This is a genomic window from Sphingomonas yunnanensis, from assembly GCF_019898765.1.
Classification (GTDB): domain Bacteria; phylum Pseudomonadota; class Alphaproteobacteria; order Sphingomonadales; family Sphingomonadaceae; genus Sphingomonas; species Sphingomonas yunnanensis.
Window position 1 is genome coordinate 921,644 of record NZ_JAIOKB010000001.1, and the last position, 16,726, is coordinate 938,369.

18 protein-coding genes are annotated in these 16,726 nt (G+C 70.4%); 9 read left to right on the forward strand and 9 right to left on the reverse strand.

Features of this window, described 5'->3' with window-relative positions; translation table 11 throughout:
- Window positions 1–45: 45 nt before the first annotated feature.
- Together K7957_RS04460 and K7957_RS04465 are read right to left on the reverse strand one after the other, a co-directional pair.
- Window positions 46–474, reverse strand: a complete 429-nt coding sequence (locus K7957_RS04460) for a hypothetical protein (RefSeq protein ID WP_223010723.1) — start codon at window positions 472–474, stop codon at window positions 46–48.
- Window positions 475–492: 18 nt separating this feature from the next.
- On the reverse strand, window positions 493–1,227 hold the full coding sequence (locus K7957_RS04465; protein WP_223010724.1) for an OmpA/MotB family protein: 735 nt from the start codon (window positions 1,225–1,227) through the stop codon (window positions 493–495).
- On the opposite strand from K7957_RS04465, the gene K7957_RS04470 reads away from it, so the two are divergent.
- Genes K7957_RS04470 through K7957_RS04480 form a run of 3 tightly spaced genes read left to right on the forward strand, consistent with a single transcriptional unit; the run spans window position 1,226 to window position 5,216 of the window.
- Window positions 1,226–2,872 (forward strand): FHIPEP family type III secretion protein, encoded by a 1,647-nt coding sequence (locus K7957_RS04470; RefSeq protein WP_223010725.1) that lies wholly within the window; start codon window positions 1,226–1,228, stop codon window positions 2,870–2,872. The genes K7957_RS04465 and K7957_RS04470 overlap by 2 nt on opposite strands.
- A 52-nt stretch (window positions 2,873–2,924) precedes the next feature.
- On the forward strand, window positions 2,925–4,460 hold the full coding sequence (locus K7957_RS04475; RefSeq protein ID WP_223010726.1) for a flagellar hook-length control protein FliK: 1,536 nt from the start codon (window positions 2,925–2,927) through the stop codon (window positions 4,458–4,460).
- Between the two features lie 12 nt (window positions 4,461–4,472).
- Window positions 4,473–5,216 (forward strand): flagellar hook assembly protein FlgD, encoded by a 744-nt coding sequence (locus K7957_RS04480; protein ID WP_223010727.1) that lies wholly within the window; start codon window positions 4,473–4,475, stop codon window positions 5,214–5,216.
- 190 nt (window positions 5,217–5,406) lie between these two features.
- Here K7957_RS04480 and K7957_RS04485 read toward each other — a convergent pair whose 3' ends face one another.
- Window positions 5,407–5,583: a hypothetical protein gene (locus K7957_RS04485; RefSeq protein ID WP_223010728.1), complete on the reverse strand. Its 177-nt coding sequence runs from the start codon at window positions 5,581–5,583 to the stop codon at window positions 5,407–5,409.
- A 189-nt stretch (window positions 5,584–5,772) separates the two neighbouring features.
- On the opposite strand from K7957_RS04485, the gene K7957_RS04490 reads away from it, so the two are divergent.
- Window positions 5,773–5,964 (forward strand): hypothetical protein, encoded by a 192-nt coding sequence (locus K7957_RS04490; protein ID WP_223010729.1) that lies wholly within the window; start codon window positions 5,773–5,775, stop codon window positions 5,962–5,964.
- A 79-nt stretch (window positions 5,965–6,043) separates the two neighbouring features.
- On the opposite strand, the gene K7957_RS04495 is transcribed toward K7957_RS04490, so the two are convergent.
- From K7957_RS04495 to K7957_RS04505, 3 genes are all read right to left on the reverse strand, one after another.
- Entirely contained in the window at window positions 6,044–6,505 is a 462-nt protein-coding gene (locus K7957_RS04495) for a hypothetical protein (protein WP_223010730.1), read from the reverse strand.
- A gap of 5 nt (window positions 6,506–6,510) precedes the next feature.
- Window positions 6,511–7,914 carry an NAD(P)H-dependent flavin oxidoreductase gene (locus K7957_RS04500; RefSeq protein ID WP_223010731.1) on the reverse strand — a complete coding sequence of 468 codons (1,404 nt, stop codon included), beginning with the start codon at window positions 7,912–7,914 and terminating at the stop codon, window positions 6,511–6,513.
- Between the two features lie 76 nt (window positions 7,915–7,990).
- Window positions 7,991–9,127 carry a glycosyltransferase family 4 protein gene (locus K7957_RS04505; protein WP_223010732.1) on the reverse strand — a complete coding sequence of 379 codons (1,137 nt, stop codon included), beginning with the start codon at window positions 9,125–9,127 and terminating at the stop codon, window positions 7,991–7,993.
- 132 nt (window positions 9,128–9,259) lie between these two features.
- Between K7957_RS04505 and K7957_RS04510 the strand changes: the two genes are divergently transcribed.
- Window positions 9,260–9,505 carry a hypothetical protein gene (locus K7957_RS04510; protein WP_223010733.1) on the forward strand — a complete coding sequence of 82 codons (246 nt, stop codon included), beginning with the start codon at window positions 9,260–9,262 and terminating at the stop codon, window positions 9,503–9,505.
- Between the two features lie 46 nt (window positions 9,506–9,551).
- Here the strand turns inward: K7957_RS04510 and K7957_RS04515 are convergent, their stop codons facing one another.
- The 3 genes from K7957_RS04515 to K7957_RS04525 are packed head-to-tail and all read right to left on the reverse strand — an operon-like array spanning window position 9,552 to window position 12,029.
- The gene (locus tag K7957_RS04515) at window positions 9,552–10,685 is read right to left on the reverse strand and encodes a glycoside hydrolase family 130 protein (RefSeq protein WP_223010734.1); all 1,134 of its coding nucleotides are present in this window, start codon (window positions 10,683–10,685) and stop codon (window positions 9,552–9,554) included.
- A gap of 5 nt (window positions 10,686–10,690) precedes the next feature.
- Window positions 10,691–11,113: a hypothetical protein gene (locus tag K7957_RS04520; protein WP_223010735.1), complete on the reverse strand. Its 423-nt coding sequence runs from the start codon at window positions 11,111–11,113 to the stop codon at window positions 10,691–10,693.
- 40 nt (window positions 11,114–11,153) lie between these two features.
- On the reverse strand, window positions 11,154–12,029 hold the full coding sequence (locus tag K7957_RS04525) for an alpha/beta fold hydrolase (RefSeq protein WP_223010736.1): 876 nt from the start codon (window positions 12,027–12,029) through the stop codon (window positions 11,154–11,156).
- Window positions 12,030–12,066: 37 nt separating this feature from the next.
- On the opposite strand from K7957_RS04525, the gene K7957_RS04530 reads away from it, so the two are divergent.
- The 4 genes from K7957_RS04530 (at window position 12,067) to K7957_RS04545 (ending at window position 16,685) form a co-directional block, all read left to right on the forward strand.
- Window positions 12,067–13,425, forward strand: a complete 1,359-nt coding sequence (locus tag K7957_RS04530; RefSeq protein ID WP_223010737.1) for a protein adenylyltransferase SelO family protein — start codon at window positions 12,067–12,069, stop codon at window positions 13,423–13,425.
- A gap of 291 nt (window positions 13,426–13,716) precedes the next feature.
- Window positions 13,717–15,126, forward strand: a complete 1,410-nt coding sequence (gene astD / locus K7957_RS04535) for a succinylglutamate-semialdehyde dehydrogenase (RefSeq protein ID WP_223010738.1) — start codon at window positions 13,717–13,719, stop codon at window positions 15,124–15,126.
- A 67-nt stretch (window positions 15,127–15,193) separates the two neighbouring features.
- Window positions 15,194–16,135, forward strand: a complete 942-nt coding sequence (locus K7957_RS04540) for a DUF808 domain-containing protein (protein WP_223010739.1) — start codon at window positions 15,194–15,196, stop codon at window positions 16,133–16,135.
- 61 nt (window positions 16,136–16,196) lie between these two features.
- On the forward strand, window positions 16,197–16,685 hold the full coding sequence (locus K7957_RS04545; RefSeq protein WP_223010740.1) for an RNA pyrophosphohydrolase: 489 nt from the start codon (window positions 16,197–16,199) through the stop codon (window positions 16,683–16,685).
- Window positions 16,686–16,726: the final 41 nt, after the last annotated feature.

Consider the following 16,726-nt stretch of genomic DNA (forward strand, 5'->3'; position numbering starts at 1 on the left):
ATCACGATCCTTCACGGTCACCCGGCGGCAACGACCCCGGTCGTGTCAGCTGAGACTGGCGCGCGTGATCACCGTTCGTGACACCACATCGGATCCATAGGTCCTGAGGGCGGCCGCGTGCACGAGTTCGCGCAGGACCTGCAGCTGCGGCACATAGCCATCGGCCGCTCCCGCGATGGGAGCGGCGAAACTGGTGCGATTGACGGCGTCAGCGAGCACCGGCAGGCCGGAGCGTACCTCATGCTCGCGCCGCACCGGCACTTCGATCTGTGCGTCGAAGCTGAGATAGCCGAGCAGGTGGCCGTCCGTCGCGACCAGCGGGGCGGTCAGCGTGCCGATCGGCATGAACTCTCGCCGCGGCGTGGCCGCGAAGATGTTGTCACCCGCCACCAGATGGCTGACCTCGAGCGCGCTCAGGCTGCCCACGGCGGTACCGCAGAGCAGCACGAGCAGACGACGCGCGAATGGGGGCATCGCGATGATCCTTGAAGCTCAGAAGCGGAGGCTGCCGTCGCGCGGCAGCACGGAGGGCTCGGACAGAACGATGATCGCGATCCGCCGGTTCTCGGCGCGGCTGGGCTGGTCCGGGTAGATCGGCTGCGTGCCGGCGCGGGCGACGATCTGCGCGAACCGGTCGGGGGAGAGACCGTTGGCCACCAGCGCGTCGCGCGCCGCCTCGGCGCGATCGCCCGACAGCCGCCAGTTCGCCGCGCTCTGCGCGCCACCCTCGGCGCTCGTATGTCCCTCGATCGCGACCTGCGCGTCGACGTGCTGGAGTTTGCGCGCGACATGCGCGAGCAGTCCACGGCCGTAGCCGTTGAGCTCGGCGGTCGGTCCGGCGAAGATGCTCTGCTGCGCCGTATCCATGAGCGTGATGCGAACGCCGTCGCGCTCGCGCTCGACCTGGACCGCGCGCGGCCCCTGGCTCGCGTTGGGCGCGAGCTCGAGCGCGACACGCAGCTCGTCCGCGAGCGCGCGGCGGCTGGCGGACGGGATGTTCGCGGTGCCGCCGCGCGACGCGCCAGCGGTGCCGGCCTCCGCGCTCAGGATGCCGAAGGCCTGGGACTGGTCGCCCTGCGCGCGCCGCAGTCTGCCGCCGGTGCCGGGCTCGATCTCTGGTTGATCCGTCTGCGCCGCGGGCGCCATCGTCGTCACCGCGGTGGAGAAATATTGCGCGAGACCCTTGAGGCGTCCTTTGTCTGGCGTCGCGATCAGCCACAGCAGCATGCCGGGCAAGCAGATGGCGATCGACGCCGACCTCTCCGCGGGCATGATCACCGAGGAGCAGGCGCGCGCCAAGCGCGCCGAGCTCGAGGCGGAGAGCGGCTTCTACGGCGCGATGGACGGCGCCTCTAAGTTCGTGAAGGGCGACGCGATCGCCTGCGTCGTCATCACCGGCATCAACATCCTGGTCGGACTGACGATCGGCGTTGTGCTGCACGGTCTGCCGTTCGGCGAGGCGTTCCGCACCTACACGATCCTCACCGCGGGCGAGGGCCTGGTCAGCCAGATCCCGGCGCTGATCGTCTCCACCGCGGCGGGGCTGCTCGTCTCCAAGGGCGGCGCGCGCGGCAAGACCGGCATGGCGTTGAGCGAGCAGCTCGGCCGCTATCCCCAGGCGTTCGCGATCGTCGCCGCGCTGCTCGCCGCGCTCGCGCTCGCGCCGGGCCTGCCGTTCCTGCCCTTCGCGCTGCTCGCTTCAGGCTGCGGCTGGCTGAGCTGGTCGCTCGGGCAGATCGCGGCGCGGCGCCGCGCCGATGAGCTCGCGGTCTCGATCATCGAGGCGGAGAAGAGCGCGGCCGAGGCCGCCGAGCCGATCGCCGAGACGCTCGCGATCGACGCGGTGCGGATCGAGCTCGGCTACGCGCTGCTGCCGCTGATCAATGATTCGAACAGCGAGCCGCGGCTGGATGACCAGGTCCGCGCGCTGCGACGCCAGCTCGCCGCCGACTACGGCTTCGTGCTGCCCGCGGTTCGCATCCTCGACAATATGACGCTCCCGCCACACCAATATCTCGTCTTCGTTCGCGGGACAGAGGCGGCACGCGGCGAGATCCGGATCGACAAACTGCTGGTGATCAACCCCGGCGGCGCGCCGCTGGGCCTGGCGGGCGAGTCGGCGCGTGAGCCCGTCTTCGGGCTGCCCGCGCTATGGATCGACCGCAGCCTGCGCGAGGAGGCGGCGCTACGCGGCCTCACCACGGTGACCTGCGGTACCGTGGTGACGACCCATCTCACCGAGGTGGTCAAGGCCAATCTACCCGACCTGCTCACCTATACCGAGACGCAGAAGCTACTCACCGAGGTGCATCGCGACGTCGAGAAGCTGGTGGCGGAGATCATCCCGTCCAAGATCACCGTGTCGGCGGTGCAGCGCGTGCTGCAGACGCTGCTCGCCGAGGAGATCTCGATCCGCGACATACCGACCATCCTGGAAGGGATCGCGGAAGCGGTGAGCTTCACCCAGTCGGTCCGCTTCATCGCCGAGCACGTGCGCGCGCGGCTGGCACGTCAGATATCGGCGCAGCATGCGCGCGACGGTGCGATCCCGGTGCTGCTGCTCGGCGCGGGCTGGGACGAGGCCTTCTCGGAGGCGATCGCCGGCCAAGGCGACGAGCGTCAGCTGGCGATGGCGCCCGACCTCGTGCAGCGGTTCATCGACTCGGTCGCGCGCGCGCTCGATCGCTGGGCGGAGCGCGGCGAGATACCGTGCCTGCTCACCAGTCCGGCGCTGCGCCCCTTCGTCCGCTCGGTGATCGAGCGCGCGCGTCCCGCGACCGTGGTGCTGTCGCAGAGCGAGATCCACCCGCGTGTCCGAGTCCGCGCGCTGGGCACGCTCGACGATGATTCCGCGACCGCCGCGGCTGCCTGAGCGATCGGCGTCCTATGAAGGACGGACCTGACCCTTGGATTGTGGAGCGAGCGTGCCGGTGATCAACGTCCATTCCGCCGCGAGCAGCGGTCAGCTATCGCCCCCAATCAAAGCGCCGGGGGACGATGATGGCCACCTCCCGGAGAGCTTCGATCGGATGCTGGCGGGTGAGCTGCGCGAAGGCGGCGGAACGGAGGCGCACGACAAAGCGGCGAGCGGCGTCGCATCGCTCGGCCACGCTGCGGCCATCGGTGCCGCCAGCGGTCTTCAGCCGGGCGGCGACACGTTCCGTCTCCCGTCGTCGCCGATGCCGGCGCTGATCATCGGGATCTCGACAACTGCCGCTACCGTCGGGGTGGGAGCGCCCGGTCACGGGAACTCCGCGGCGGAAGGTGACGATAACCGGACGGTCGCGGTCTCTGCCAAGCCCACCCCCTATGCCGCGGACGCCGCCGCACCGGACCCCGCCGCACCGACGTCCCACCCGACGCCCGTGGCCACCACCATCGCGCTCGGTGGCGGGCCGCTCCTCGGCGTCGCCGTCACCGAGGGTGTCACGCCGATCGCCGACGAGGTCGTCCCCCCGGTACCGACCGACGACAGCGAAGCGGTCGCTACGAACGACACGCGCGGCGAGGACCGGACGACGCAGAGCGGAGATCTCGACGAGTCGACGGCGGAGACAGCGAGCGCATCGGACACCATCGGGGCGGCGGGCGGCGTGCTGATCCCGCTGGGCGTGCCGACCCATGTGGGCAGGGCGGACGCGTCCGCACCGGCAGAGACGTCGGTTCGGAAGGGGAAATTGGCCTCCGCACCGCTGAAGGCAGGAGCGCCCGCCGGCACGAACCTCGTGACCAGCGCCGCCATCTCGCCCGATGGAAGGTGGAGCCAAGCGAAGGCGGATGACCTCAGCCGAGAGACATCGTTCACCGACGTCGCCCGCAACACGCCCGCGGGGGCGGCCGCGCACCATGCCGGCCCTCTCCTTTCCTTCAACATTCCGCCCATCGCTCTCGCGCCGGGGGCGGCCGCCGTCCCGACGCTGTGCCCCGCCGTCGCGCGAGCCGGCGGGGGCGATATCGACGTCGCCGCGCTGCGAGAGGTCACGCGTCTCTATGCACCGCACGATGGCACCGCGCCGAGCGGCGGTGCGAGTGGGTTCGCGCGTCTCGGCACCATCGGACAGGACACGGGCGTGGCGCTGGCGCGCGGTGTCGCGGACGGGCGTGATCATGTCACGCTGCGGCTCGATCCCCCTGACCTCGGCCGGATCGACGTACAACTGAGCTTCGGTCAGGACGGCGGACTTCGCGCGGTCGTCGCCAGCGACAACCGCGCCGCACTCGACCTCCTGCGCCGGGATCTCGACCAATTGCAGCGCGCGCTGGCCGACGCTGGCGTGCGCGCCGATGCGCAGTCGTTCCACTTCTCGGAGCGGCAATCGGGAGGCAGCCAGCGCTGGGACGCGCCGATCCCGCGCGACCAGCGCTACGCCGCGCCTGCCGCTACCGCGACCGATCGACCGAGCGCCAGTCCCGCGCCGCGCCGGCTCCGCGCGAGCGGCCTGATCGATGTCTTCGCCTGAGGAGTTTGAGCCATGACCGCCCCGATCGGCACGTCCGACGCCAGCACCGCCGCCGAGAAGGCTGCCGCGCAGAAAGCCGCCGCCGCCCGCGCCGCGCTCGACCAGAGCGGTGAGGCGACCGCGTCGGCCGAGAGCAAGCCGGTGATCAGCGCCGACTTCAACATGTTCCTGAAGCTGCTGACGTCGCAGATCCAGAACCAGAACCCCCTCAGCCCGATGGACACGGCGCAATTCACCAATCAGCTGGTGCAGTTCGCGCAGACCGAGCAGTCGATCCAGCAGAACAGCACGCTGAAGACGATCCTGGGCAAGCTGACGTCGCAGGAACTGGCGCAGGCGTCCTCGTACATCGGGCGCGACGCCCGCTTCGACACCCAGGTCGCGGGACTGACGGCGGACAAGCCAGCGAATTGGTCGTACCAATATAATCAAGTGCCGGCGGCACTCGTGGCGGAGATCAAGGACAGCAAGGGGTCGGTCGTGAAGACGATCGCGCTGAGCCCCGCGACCAAGGGCAAGATCGCGTGGGACGGCAGCACCTCGCTGGGGGGTAAGGCGCCAGAGGGCAATTACACGCTCTCGCTCGTCGCCAAGGACGTCAACGGGGCGACGATCAACGGGGCGGTCACGGCGGCGGGGACGATCAGCTCGGCGATGATGCTCGACGGCCGCACGATCGTCACCGTCAACGGGGCCAATTACCCGCTCGACGCGCTTCTCTCGGTCGACACCGCGCGCGCCGCCGGGTCGGCGTGATCCAGGAGCGACTATCCTGCTCGCTGCCTGGGACTAACGCCCCGACCTGGCGACGACCTACGATTGGAGGTCAGCGCCTCAGTGCGTTCGTTTATGGATCGTCGCGCCTACCAAACTGGTCGAGCCTCGGCCCTCGGTGCGGCCGCTTGGCCAGCCCGAGGGTCCCGGCGAGACATCGGCCGCTCACCGCTCACTCGCGCCCGCGTCCTACCGTGCCGAGAACCAGCGCTACGAGAAGGCGGCCGGTGTAACGCAGGCAGAGTTCCTGGTGGATGGCCGCAGCCGCGTCGCTGCTGGCGACGATGGCGCGAACTGCCTCGTCACGGGCCCGGGCGGCGTGATAGTCGGCGTCGTGGTCGTGATACATGCGCGATCTCCTCGCCCTCTCCCTCGCCCGCCCGCTTGTCGCCGGCATGTCCGCGATATTGCGCCCGCGTCATCATTGTCGCGTGGCTGAGCGTTTGTCGCGGCGAAGGCGTGACGAAAGGTTGCGCGACGGAACCCATCGTATCGCGCGTCATTGGAGCGAGCACCTCATAGCTAAGGAAGTTGATCCATGCGTAAGATGCTCCTCTCCACCCTGCTCGTCGCCGGCGCGATGAGCATGTCAGCCTGTTCGACGCTGCGCGGCGCGGCGATCGGCGGTGCGGGCGGCGCCGGCGTCGCGGCGGTGACGGGCAAGAGCGTCGAGAAGGGCGCGGCGGTCGGTGGCGTCGGCGGCGCGGTCGTGGGCACCGTGGTCGACTGAGGCGGGCCCACGTCGGCGGAACTTCGTCCGTTCCGGCGGTGCCTCGTGGCCGGGACGGACCGACGGCCCCTCTTCGACACTAACGTGGACCGGCGGAAGATCGGTCCACGATGGTACGGAGGAGCCCCGCCCGTTCATCGTCCTTCGGTCTGCCGAAGAGCGTGAACATCGCCTCAAGTTCGGCTGGCTCGGGCACATAGACGGGCCCGATCGACTGCCGAGTCCGAGGCCGAACTGCGAGCCATCGCCCCGCCGAGCAAACGTGAAGCGCGGCCATCAGCTCGATCGGCAGCGACGCCCCTTCCAGCCGCACGAACGGTGACGAGCGGAAGCGGTCGCTCGGTCCACGGACCGCCTTCTCACCGCGCCAAGCGGTCGCGACGACGAGCGCGTCACGCCGGCTGAGCAGCACGTCGACGTCGGCGACCGGCGTCTCCACCCCGTGGAGCCACGCCGCCGCGCTGCCGATCACCCACCACGGATCGTGCGCGCCGCCTAGCGCCGTCGCCACCTCGTCCAACGCGGCGGCGAGCGGCGACATGCGCCTCAGTCGCCCGCCAGGATGCGATCCACCAGCTGCTGCACCGTCGGCACGAAGCCGTTCGAGTAGAAGGGATCGCGCTTGAAATTATAGGCGGCATGCCCGGCGAACATCAGGTTCTGGTCGGTGTCACCGCCGTGCGCGATGTCCTGCAGCGTCTTCTGGATGCAGAAGCTGCGCGGGTCGGCGAGCCGGCCGGTCGAGTTGGTCTCGGTGTCGGCCCAGCTCGAGAACAGGCACTGGCTGAGGCAGCCCATGCAATCGGCCTGGTCCTTGCGGATCTCCGCCTTCTCACCGGGCGAGACGAAGACGAGCGTGTTGTCGGGCGTCTTGAGCGCGTCGGTGAAGCCCTCGCCGAACCACTGGCGCGCGCGCAGCAGGTCGTTGCGCGTCACCCAGAAGTTCTTGCCCTTCACGCCGACGTCGAGCTGGAAGACGTGGTCGCCCGCCTCCTGCGTCGAGAAAGCGATCTGTCGCTCCGACCGCGCCTCGAGCGAGCGGAGGAAGGGGTTGCGGACCGCCGAGGAGTAGAAGCCCGTCGGGGAGAAGCGGTGGAGCAGCACCTCGCCCTCCTCGATCTCCATCAGCTTGGCCTTCCAGGCCTCGGGGATCGGGCTCTCGCGCGTCAGCAGCGGGCGCGTGCCATATTGGAAGGCGATCGTCCCCAGCTCGGGATTGTCGATCCAGTCGTTCCAGTCGCGCAGATACCAGACGCCGCCGGCCATCACGATCGGCGTGCTGTCGGGGATACCGCCCTCCCGCATCGTCTCGCGCAGCGCCTTGACGCGCGGGTAGGGATCCTCGGGCTTGAGCGGGTCCTCGGCGTTGGACAGGCCGTTGTGCCCGCCGGCGAGCCAGGGGTCCTCGTAGACCACCGCGGCGAGCCACTCGCTCGCCTTGGAGTAAGCGCGCTTCCACAGCGCGCGGAAGGCGCGCCCCGAGCTGACGATCGGCAGGTAGCTGACGTTGTAGGAAGCGGCGATCTCACTCAGCTTGTACGGCATGCCGGCGCCGCAGGTGACGCCCGAGACCAGACCGCGCGTGCGTTCCAGCACCCCGTGGAGCACGCGCGGCGCGCCCCCCATCTCCCACAACACGTTGATGTTGATCGCACCCTTGCCGCCGGCGATCTCCCAGGCGCGCTGCACCTGCTGCACCGCGCCCTCGATCGCATAGGCGATCAGCTCCTCGTGACGCTCGCGCCGCGTCAGCGCGCGGTAGATCTGCGGGATGATCTTGCCCTCGGGATCGTAGCTGTCGGCGTTGACGGCGGAGACCGTGCCGATCCCGCCGGCCGCGGCCCAGGCTCCCGCCGAGGCATGGTTGGTCGCGGCGACGCCCTTGCCACCTTCCACCAGCGGCCACACCTCGCGGCCTCCATAGACGATCGGCTTCAGCCCCTTGAACACGCTCTTCCCACTTCCTTCACTGACACGGCGCGCGTCCGTATAAAGCAATCGGGCGTGAGCGCGACAAAATAGCGACTCAACCGAGACAAGCCGGGCGCCCCGCGGCCTCCGCGTAGAGCGCGCCGTAGCGGGCGATCATGTCCGCCTCGTCGAACTCGGCACGGGCCTTGGCGCGGTTGGCGGCCCCCACCCGCCCGCGCAGCGCTGGGTCGAGCGCGAGCGCCTGGATCGCGTCGCGCAGCCGCACCTCGCCGTGATGCTCGGTGACGAAGGGCAGGTTCTCGGGCGCGACCATCTCGGCGACGTCGCCGACCGGCGGGCTCACCACCGGCAGCCCCGCCGCCATCGCCTCGATCACGCTGGTCGGCGTCTGCTCGCTCGCCGACGACAGCGCGAGCAGGTCGAACAGCCCCATGTAGCGATAGGGCCGCTCGACCGCGCCGGTGAGCACGACCCGATCATCGATCCCCATCGCCAGTGCCGCGCGCTCGATCGCCTCGCGCTCGGGGCCGTCGCCGACGATCACGAGGCGAAAGCGGGTCGACAGGCCGCCCACCGCACGCACCAGGGCGGGCAGGTCCTTGTGCGGCAGCAGCGCGCCGACCGCACCGATCGTCAGCTCGCGCTCGCTGCGGGCGAAGCCCGGGAGCGCGCGCGGGTCGGGCCGCTCGGCGTAGAGCGCGGTGGCGACGCCGTTTCCGACGCGATGGACCCGGACACGCGGCTGCTTCCAGGTCTCCAGCGCGATCCGCTCGAGCGCTCGGCTCGGCACCACCAGCGCGTGCGCGGCGGAGAGCGCGAGGCGGCGGTAGATGGTGCGGTCGCGCCGCAGCCCGCCGGCTTCCGCATCCACGAAGCCGTCCTCGTGGTGGATCACCGGCGGCAGCCCGCGCGCGAACACGCGCCGCGCCATCACCGCGTCGATCGCGGCCCAGTCATAGGTCAGGACAAGGTCGTGGCCGCGCATGAGCTTCGCCAACGCCTCGTAGCGCGCGAACGACGGCTTGCCGGCGAGCGGCGCCGCCTCCTGCGCGATCTCGTAGCGGACACCTTTGCCGATCCGCTGCCGCGCCGCGAGCCGGCCGGTGTCGGCGATCACCAGCCGGTGTCGCGCGCGATCACCGAACGCGGTCATCAGCCGCGCCACGCGCGCGCCGCGCGCGTCGAGATCGAAGCTCGGCAGGACGTGGAGGAGCGAGAGTGGCTGTGACATGTCCGCCACATAGCGCCGGGAACCGGGGCATGCACCAACTTGCCGGCGATCTCAGCGAACTCACGTGCTCAAAGCAACTTGCGAGAGGTCCGGGCGTTGCCCCCGCTCGCAGGGCCAAGGGAGTTCTTTACCATGCTGAAGTCGATCATCGCGGCGAGCAGCGCGCTCGCGCTCACCGCCACGCCGGCGCTCGCCGTCGCCGCCAACCCCGCCGCCTCGCTCTCCGTCGCCAAATCGGCGCGCGCCGCGACCGCCGCCAAGGGCGACAGCGAGCTCGCCGGCCCCGGTGCGATCGTTGGCCTGGCGCTGGCCGCCGCCGTGGTGGTCGCCGGCGTGGTTATCGCGGTCGACAAAGGCGACAATTCGGACAGCAACTGAGCCGTCGGCCGGCACCGCCGCGATGCGGTGCCGGCACCCGACACGATCAGCCGATCGCGTCCTTGCGCACGTGCGTGATCCGGCACGCCAGGTCCGCCTCCCCGCTCGCCACCACCCAGTGATCGCCGCCGTCGGCGATACCAGTGGTGAAAACAACGTTGTCCAGATACATCTGCTCTTTGAGCGGCTCGGTCAGAGTCGGCGCGGGCTCCAGCAGCGCGTCGTCGCTGGTGGCTAGCGTACGCGACGGATCGTCGCGGTCGAGCAGCGTCCAATAGGTGCGGTATATCCCGACCACACCCGAGGGCTCGACGCCGTGCCAGAGGGTAAGCCAACCCTCCTGCCCGTTCACCGTCGTCAGCACCGGCGGCGCGCCGCCGCCCATGCGCGCGGTTGCCATCGTCTTGGCATGCGGGCGGATGCCCGGCGCGTCGAGCGGCTTCCAGTGGAGCGCGTCCGGTGAGGTCGCGAGGTTGATCGAGGGTCCGGCGCGCCACTCGCTGTCGGGCGGATAAGCGAAGTACAGGTCCCCGAGCGGCCGAGTCTGCGCCCAGAAGGCGCCGCGCACCTTGCCCTCGAAGATCAGCATGTCCTTGTTCTGATGGTCGAGCACGATGCCCTCCAACCGCCAGTCGAGCGCGTCGACGCTGGTATAGAGCGTGGTGCAGTGGCGCTCGGGGCTGACCGAGCAGCTCGTCATGTAGTAGCGCCCGTCGACGCGGCTGATCCGCGCGTCCTCGACGCCATAGCATTGATAGTTCGCGCGCGGCGCGATCGCGCGATCGTAATGGACCGCCTCCACCCGCGCCCCGCTCGGGTCGAGCTCGACCGGCAGCAGCCAGGACAGCGAGGTCAGCGCCATCACCTTCCAGCCGCCGCCGCGCATCATGAACTTGCGCGGGTCGGACGTGTCGACCAGCGACAGCGGCCAGGCATCGAGCACGTAGCGCCCGCCGTCCCAGCGGATGGCGTGGATCTGCTGGTCCCGCACCGGGTGGCGCAACGCCTCGGCGACCCGCACCATCAGCAGCAGGTTGCCGTTGGCCAGTCGCGTCATGCCCGGGTTGAACGCGCCGAGCACATAGGTCTCGGCGTCAAGATGGCCCGCGAGCGGCGAGCGCGACAGGTCGACGTCGCCGGGGCCGAACACCAGGGCGTCGTGGGAGAAGTGGGTGGCCATGGCGCTCAGTCCCCGTCCTGCACGTGCGGGCTGATCGTCAGCCGCTGGATCACCGCGCGGCGCGGCTGGGTGAGAAGGTAGTGCACCCCGACCGCGATGTCCTCGGCGCGCAGCATCTTCTCCTCGCCGATCATGGCGCGCGGTTGCTCGGGTGGAAGGTCGGGCAGCTGCATGTCCGAGCCGGTGAACCCCGGCTCGACCAGCGCGACCCGCACGTCGCCGATGCCGACCTCGCGCCCGCGCGCGAGCGCGAGCGCGCGCGCGTCGTCGAGGATCGTCTGGTCGGTGCCCGCGAGGTAGACGTGCGCGCCCTCGGCGGCCAGCAGCACCGCGACGGCGTGGCCGATCCCGGTGGTGCCGCCGGTGACGATCGCGCGCCGCCCCTCGAGCGACGTCCGCGCGCTGTGCGCGTCACTGATGTCGGTCATGCTGGTCCTCTCGCTCACCCCGACCCAGCGAGACGAACCGCTAGCGCGGCGGTTCCGCGGTCGCGGCGAGCAGTCCGTCGATCGCGGGCAACAGCGTAGGTTCGTCTAGCAGTGGCGCATGACCCACGCCCGGCACCGACACGAGCTCGGCGCGCGGCAGCGCCTCGACCATGCGACGCGCGGTGGCGTCACTCAGTATGTCGCTGCGCTCACCGCGCGAGATCACCACCGGTGCCTCGCCCAGCGCCGCATAGGCGCGCCACAGATCCGGGCCGGCCTCGCCGCCGGGAAGGCGGAACGGCTCGGCGATCTTGAGGTCATAGTCGAGCACGATCCGCCCCGCGCTGTTGAGCCGGTACAGCCGCTTGGCCATCGCCAGCCACTGTTCGATCCGCCAGTCCGGATAGACGTCGCCGTTCGCCTCCTGCAGCCCGCGCGCGGCGTGGAGCCAAGTGGGATAGACGCTGGGCCGGCCGACATAGCCGCGGATGCGCGCCAGTCCGCCGGGCTCGATCGCCGGACCGATGTCGTTGAGCAATGCGCCCGCGATCCGCCCCGGCAGCATGCCCGCGAGCAGCATCGTCACGATCCCGCCGAGCGAGGTGCCCACCGCGACGACACGCGCCAGCCCCTGATCGGCCAGCAGCGCCACCACGTCCTGCGCGTAGGTGAGCGGCACGTAGGTCATCGGGTCCTTGGCATAGCCGCTCTCGCCGCGGCCGCGGAATTCGACCGCGAGCACGCGCCGTCGCCCGCCGAGCGCGGCGACCAGCGGCTCGAAGTCGCGGACATTGCGGGTGAGGCCGGGCAGACACAGCAGCGGCGGGGCGGTATCGCCGTCAGGCCCGGGATAGTCGCGCGCGTGCAGCCGCAGTCCGTCGGCGGACCACCAGTAGACGTCGCGAAATCCCGCCATGCTTGCTTCCCCGTTCCCGCGCCCCCCATATCCACGCATGCCCTTCGACCCGCAAGCATATCGCCCCGAGCGCCGGATCCTGTCGCTCGGCGAGCCCTTCTACGATCCCGTCCGCGCGGCGGATTTCCCCCAGACCCGGCTGCGCTTCCGCAACGATCGCGCCGCGGCCGAGGCCGGCTTGAGCGGGCTCGACGACGCGGAATGGGTCACGCATCTCGGCCGCTTCGCGCCGCTGCCGGACAACCTCGATGAGCCGCTGGCATTGCGCTACCACGGGCACCAGTTCCGCTCGTACAACCCCGATCTCGGCGACGGCCGCGGCTTCACCTTCGCGCAGCTGCGTGATCGTGAGGGGCGCCTGCTCGATCTCGGCACCAAGGGATCGGGACAGACCCCATGGAGCCGCTTCGGCGACGGCCGGCTGACGCTCAAGGGCGGGGTGCGCGAGGTGCTCGCGAGCGAGATGCTCGAGGCGCTCGGCGTGCCGACCTCGCGCAGTCTCTCGCTGATCGAGACAGGGGAGGCGCTGGAGCGCAACGACGAGCCCTCGCCGACGCGCTCGGCGGTGCTCGTGCGGCTGAGCCACGGGCATATTCGCATCGGCACCTTCCAGCGGCTCGCCTACCATCGCGACGAGGAGGCGATGCGGCGGCTGGTACGCTACGTCCTCGCCGAGCTGTATGGCGAGGACGGCGACGACCCGGTGCGGCTGCTCGAGCTGGTGGTGGCGCGCACTGCGGTGCTGGCGGCACGCTACATGGCGGCGGGCTTCGTCCACGGCGTGCTCAACTCGGATAACATCAACGTCACCGGCGAGAGCTTCGACTACGGCCCGTGGCGCTTCGCCCCGACCTGGGACCCGGCTTTTACCGCGGCCTATTTCGACCATGCCGGGCTGTACGCCTTCGGTCGCCAGCCCGAGGCGATCCTGTGGGACGTGATGCAGCTCGCCTCCTCGCTGCGGCTGATCGCGGATAGCGACCCGATGGTCGCGGCACTCGACCGCTTCGGCGAAGTGTATCAGCCCGCGGTAGCGGAGGCCCTGCTGTGGCGGATGGGGCGCGCGCCGCGCGGCGACGCGAGCGACGGCACGCTGGTGCAGGCGGTCGAGCGCGCGCTGCGGGCGAGCGGGGTCGGGCTCGACCGCTTCTTCTTCGACGTGTTCGCGCAGGAGCTGCCGGCGAGCTACGGCGCCGAGTGGGACGCCGCGCGCGCGACGCTGGCGGGTTATGCGGCACGCACGTCACGCGACCATGCGTATTGGCGGGGCGAGCCATGCGCGATGCTGATCGACGAGGTCGAGGCGATCTGGGCGCCGATCGCCGAGCGCGACGACTGGGGCGCGTTCCGCGCCAAGCTCGCGTCGATCCGGCAGATGGCCGCGGCGCTGGGGTGAGAGGGGCGGTCGGATCGCTTCGAGCCCCTGCGCACGCAGGGGCCCAGAGCAACGAGCGCCTCGCTCCGTTATCCTGGGCTCCTGCGTGCGCAGGAGCACGGGCAACAATAAGCCGCCTCATCCCTCAGCGGCATCTGAACTCGTTTAGGATCCACGGTGCGGCAGCAGCGGACGATCCGTTGTTCGCGGCCCGGTAGATCCTGAGACGAGCTCAGGATGATGCCAGCAGAGCACAGCGTGCGCGCCCCGCACCCGATTGGCAAGTTACGCAAAGTGCGCGAAGAGGACGCCATGGCAGAGATGATCTCGTATGAGCCCGCCACCGGCGCCGAGCTCTGGCGCGGCCCGACGAGCGACGTCGATCAGGAGGTCGCCGCGGCGCGCGAGGGCTTCGTGCCCTGGGCGGCGCGCTCGCTCTCCTTCCGCATCGAGACGCTGCGCCGCTTCGCCAACGTGGTGCGCCAGCGCGCCGACGCCTTCACCGAGGTGATCGCACGCGAGACGGGCAAGCCTCTGTGGGAGGCGCGCACCGAGGTCGACAGCGTGATCGCCAAGGTCGACATCTCGGTCACCGCCTATGCCGAGCGCACCGCGCAGCGCCGCATGGACGCGCCGATGAACAGCCGCATGGCGCTACGCCATAAGCCGCACGGCGTGCTCGCGGTACTGGGGCCGTACAATTTCCCGGCGCACCTGCCCAACGGCCACATCGTCCCGGCGCTGATCGCGGGCAATGCGGTGGTGTTCAAGCCGTCGGAGAAGACCCCCGCGACCGGGCTGTTCCTGGTCGAGTGCCTCCACGCCGCGGGCGTGCCCGAGGAGACGATGCGCCTGGTCGTCGGCGGACCGGCGGAGGGTCGCGCGCTCGCCGCACATCCCGACATCGACGGGCTGCTGTTCACCGGCTCGGCGCGCACCGGCATCGCGCTCAACCGCGCCTTCGCCGAGAAGCCCGAGAAGATCCTCGCGCTCGAGATGGGCGGCAACAACCCGATCCTGGTGTGGGACACGCCCGACCTGCACACCGCCGCGGTGCTGGTGGCGCAATCGGCCTTCACCACCGCCGGGCAGCGCTGCACCGCGGCGCGGCGGCTGATCGTCCAGGACACACTCGCCGACGGACTGCTCGCCGAGCTGACCAAGTTGACCAACCGGCTGATCATCGGCGCGCCGCACGACGAGCCCCAGCCCTTCATGGGGCCGGTGATCGACAATGAGACCGCCGACGGGCTGAGCGAGAGCTTCCTCGCGCTGATGATGAAGGGCGGCCGCCCGATCCGCCACATGGCGCGCCCCAACCCCGAGCGACCGTTCCTCACCCCCGGCATCATCGACGTCACCGACGTGGCCGAGCGGCCGGACATGGAGCTGTTCGGCCCGCTGCTCCAGGTCGTGCGCGTCGACGATTTCGACGCGGCGATCGCCGAGGGCAATGCCACCCGCTACGGCCTGTCCGCCTCGCTGATCAGCCAGACACCCGCGCTGTTCGACCGCTTCTGGGCGGGCGCGCGCGCGGGCATCGTCAACTGGAACAAGCCGACCAACGGCGCCTCCTCGTCGGCACCGTTCGGCGGCATCGGCTGGTCGGGCAACCATCGCCCGAGCGCCTATTACGCCGCCGATTACTGCGCCTATCCGGTGGTGTCGAACGAGGCCGAGGCGGCGCGCGCCTCGATCGGCATCGGCCTGAGCGACGGCTGAGCACACACCGCCCCTCGACAGTCCCGGACGCGCCGGGCATCAGCGCGCGCGAACAGGGAGATAGATGATGCCCAGCGGATTGGTCGCGCTGCTCGACGATGTGGCGGGCCTGACCCGGCTCGCCGCCGCCTCGCTCGACGACGTCGGCGCCGCCGCGGCCAAGGCCGGGACCAAGGCGGCGGGCGTGGTGGTCGACGACACCGCGGTGACGCCGCGCTACGTCACCGGCCTGTCGCCGCAGCGCGAGCTGCCGATCATCGGCAAGATCGCGCTGGGATCGCTGCGCAACAAGATCGTCTTCCTACTGCCGATCGCGATCGGGCTGAGCGCCTGGGCGCCATGGGCGATCACGCCGCTGCTGATGCTGGGCGGCGCCTATCTGTGCTTCGAGGGCGCCGAGAAGGTGATCGAGGCACTCTCGGGCGAGCACCACGACGACACCGCGGACGCGGCGACCGACCCGGCCGAGTTGGAGCGCCAGAAGGTATCGGGCGCGATCCGCACCGACTTCATCCTCTCCGCCGAGATCATGGCGATCGCGCTCGGCGAGGTGTCCGATACCCCGCTGCTGACCCAGGCGATCACGCTGGCGGTGGTGGCGGTGGCGATCACCGCTGGCGTCTACGGCGTGGTGGCGCTGATCGTGAAGGCCGACGATGTCGGGCTGCACCTCGCCGAGAGTCCGTCCGCGCCGCTGCGCGCGATCGGGCGCGGGCTGGTCAAGGGCGTGCCGGTGCTGATGCGCTGGCTCGCGGTGATCGGCACCGCGGCGATGCTGTGGGTCGGCGGCGGCATCCTGCTCCATGGCGCCGAGACACTGGGGTGGCGCGCGCCCCAGCATCTCGTCCACCATCTCGCCGAGCGGGTCGAGCACGGCGCACCGGCACTAGGCGCGGTCCTCGGCTGGCTGCTTACCGCGACGCTGTCCGGGGTGGTAGGTTTGGCGGTCGGCGGCGCGATCGCGGGGCTGCTCCACCTCTTCCACCGCGGCGACGCGACGGCGCGTTGAGCCGAGTCGACCCCGTTGCCGGCGCTTCACCGCTTCGCCCGACAGCGCTAAGGCGAGCGGCATGACCGATCCCAGTGACCTCCCCTATCGGCCCTGCGCGGGCGTGATGCTGCTCAATCGCGAGGGCCGCGTCTTCGTCGGGCAGCGGCTCGATAACGTGCTCGAGGCGTGGCAGATGCCGCAGGGCGGGATCGATCCCGGCGAGGACGCGCGGGCCGCCGCGACGCGAGAGTTGTGGGAGGAGACCGGCGTCACCGCGGACAAGGTGACGCTGATCGCCGAGGCACCCGACGAGTTCCTCTATGATCTGCCGCCCGAGATGATCGGCAAGGTGTGGAAGGGCAAGTATCGCGGCCAGCGCCAGCGCTGGTTCCTGTTCCGCTTCGACGGCACCGATTCGGACATCCGCATCGACACGCCGCACCCCGAGTTCCGCGCCTGGCGCTGGGCGGAGCCGGCGGACCTTCCCGAGCTGATCGTGCCCTTCAAGCAGCAGCTCTACCGCGACGTGCTGCACGCCTTCGCGCGGCACCTCAAGCTGCCCGGCTGACGCCCGGCTGGCCTCGCGCCGCGGACGCCGCTAGGCTGCCT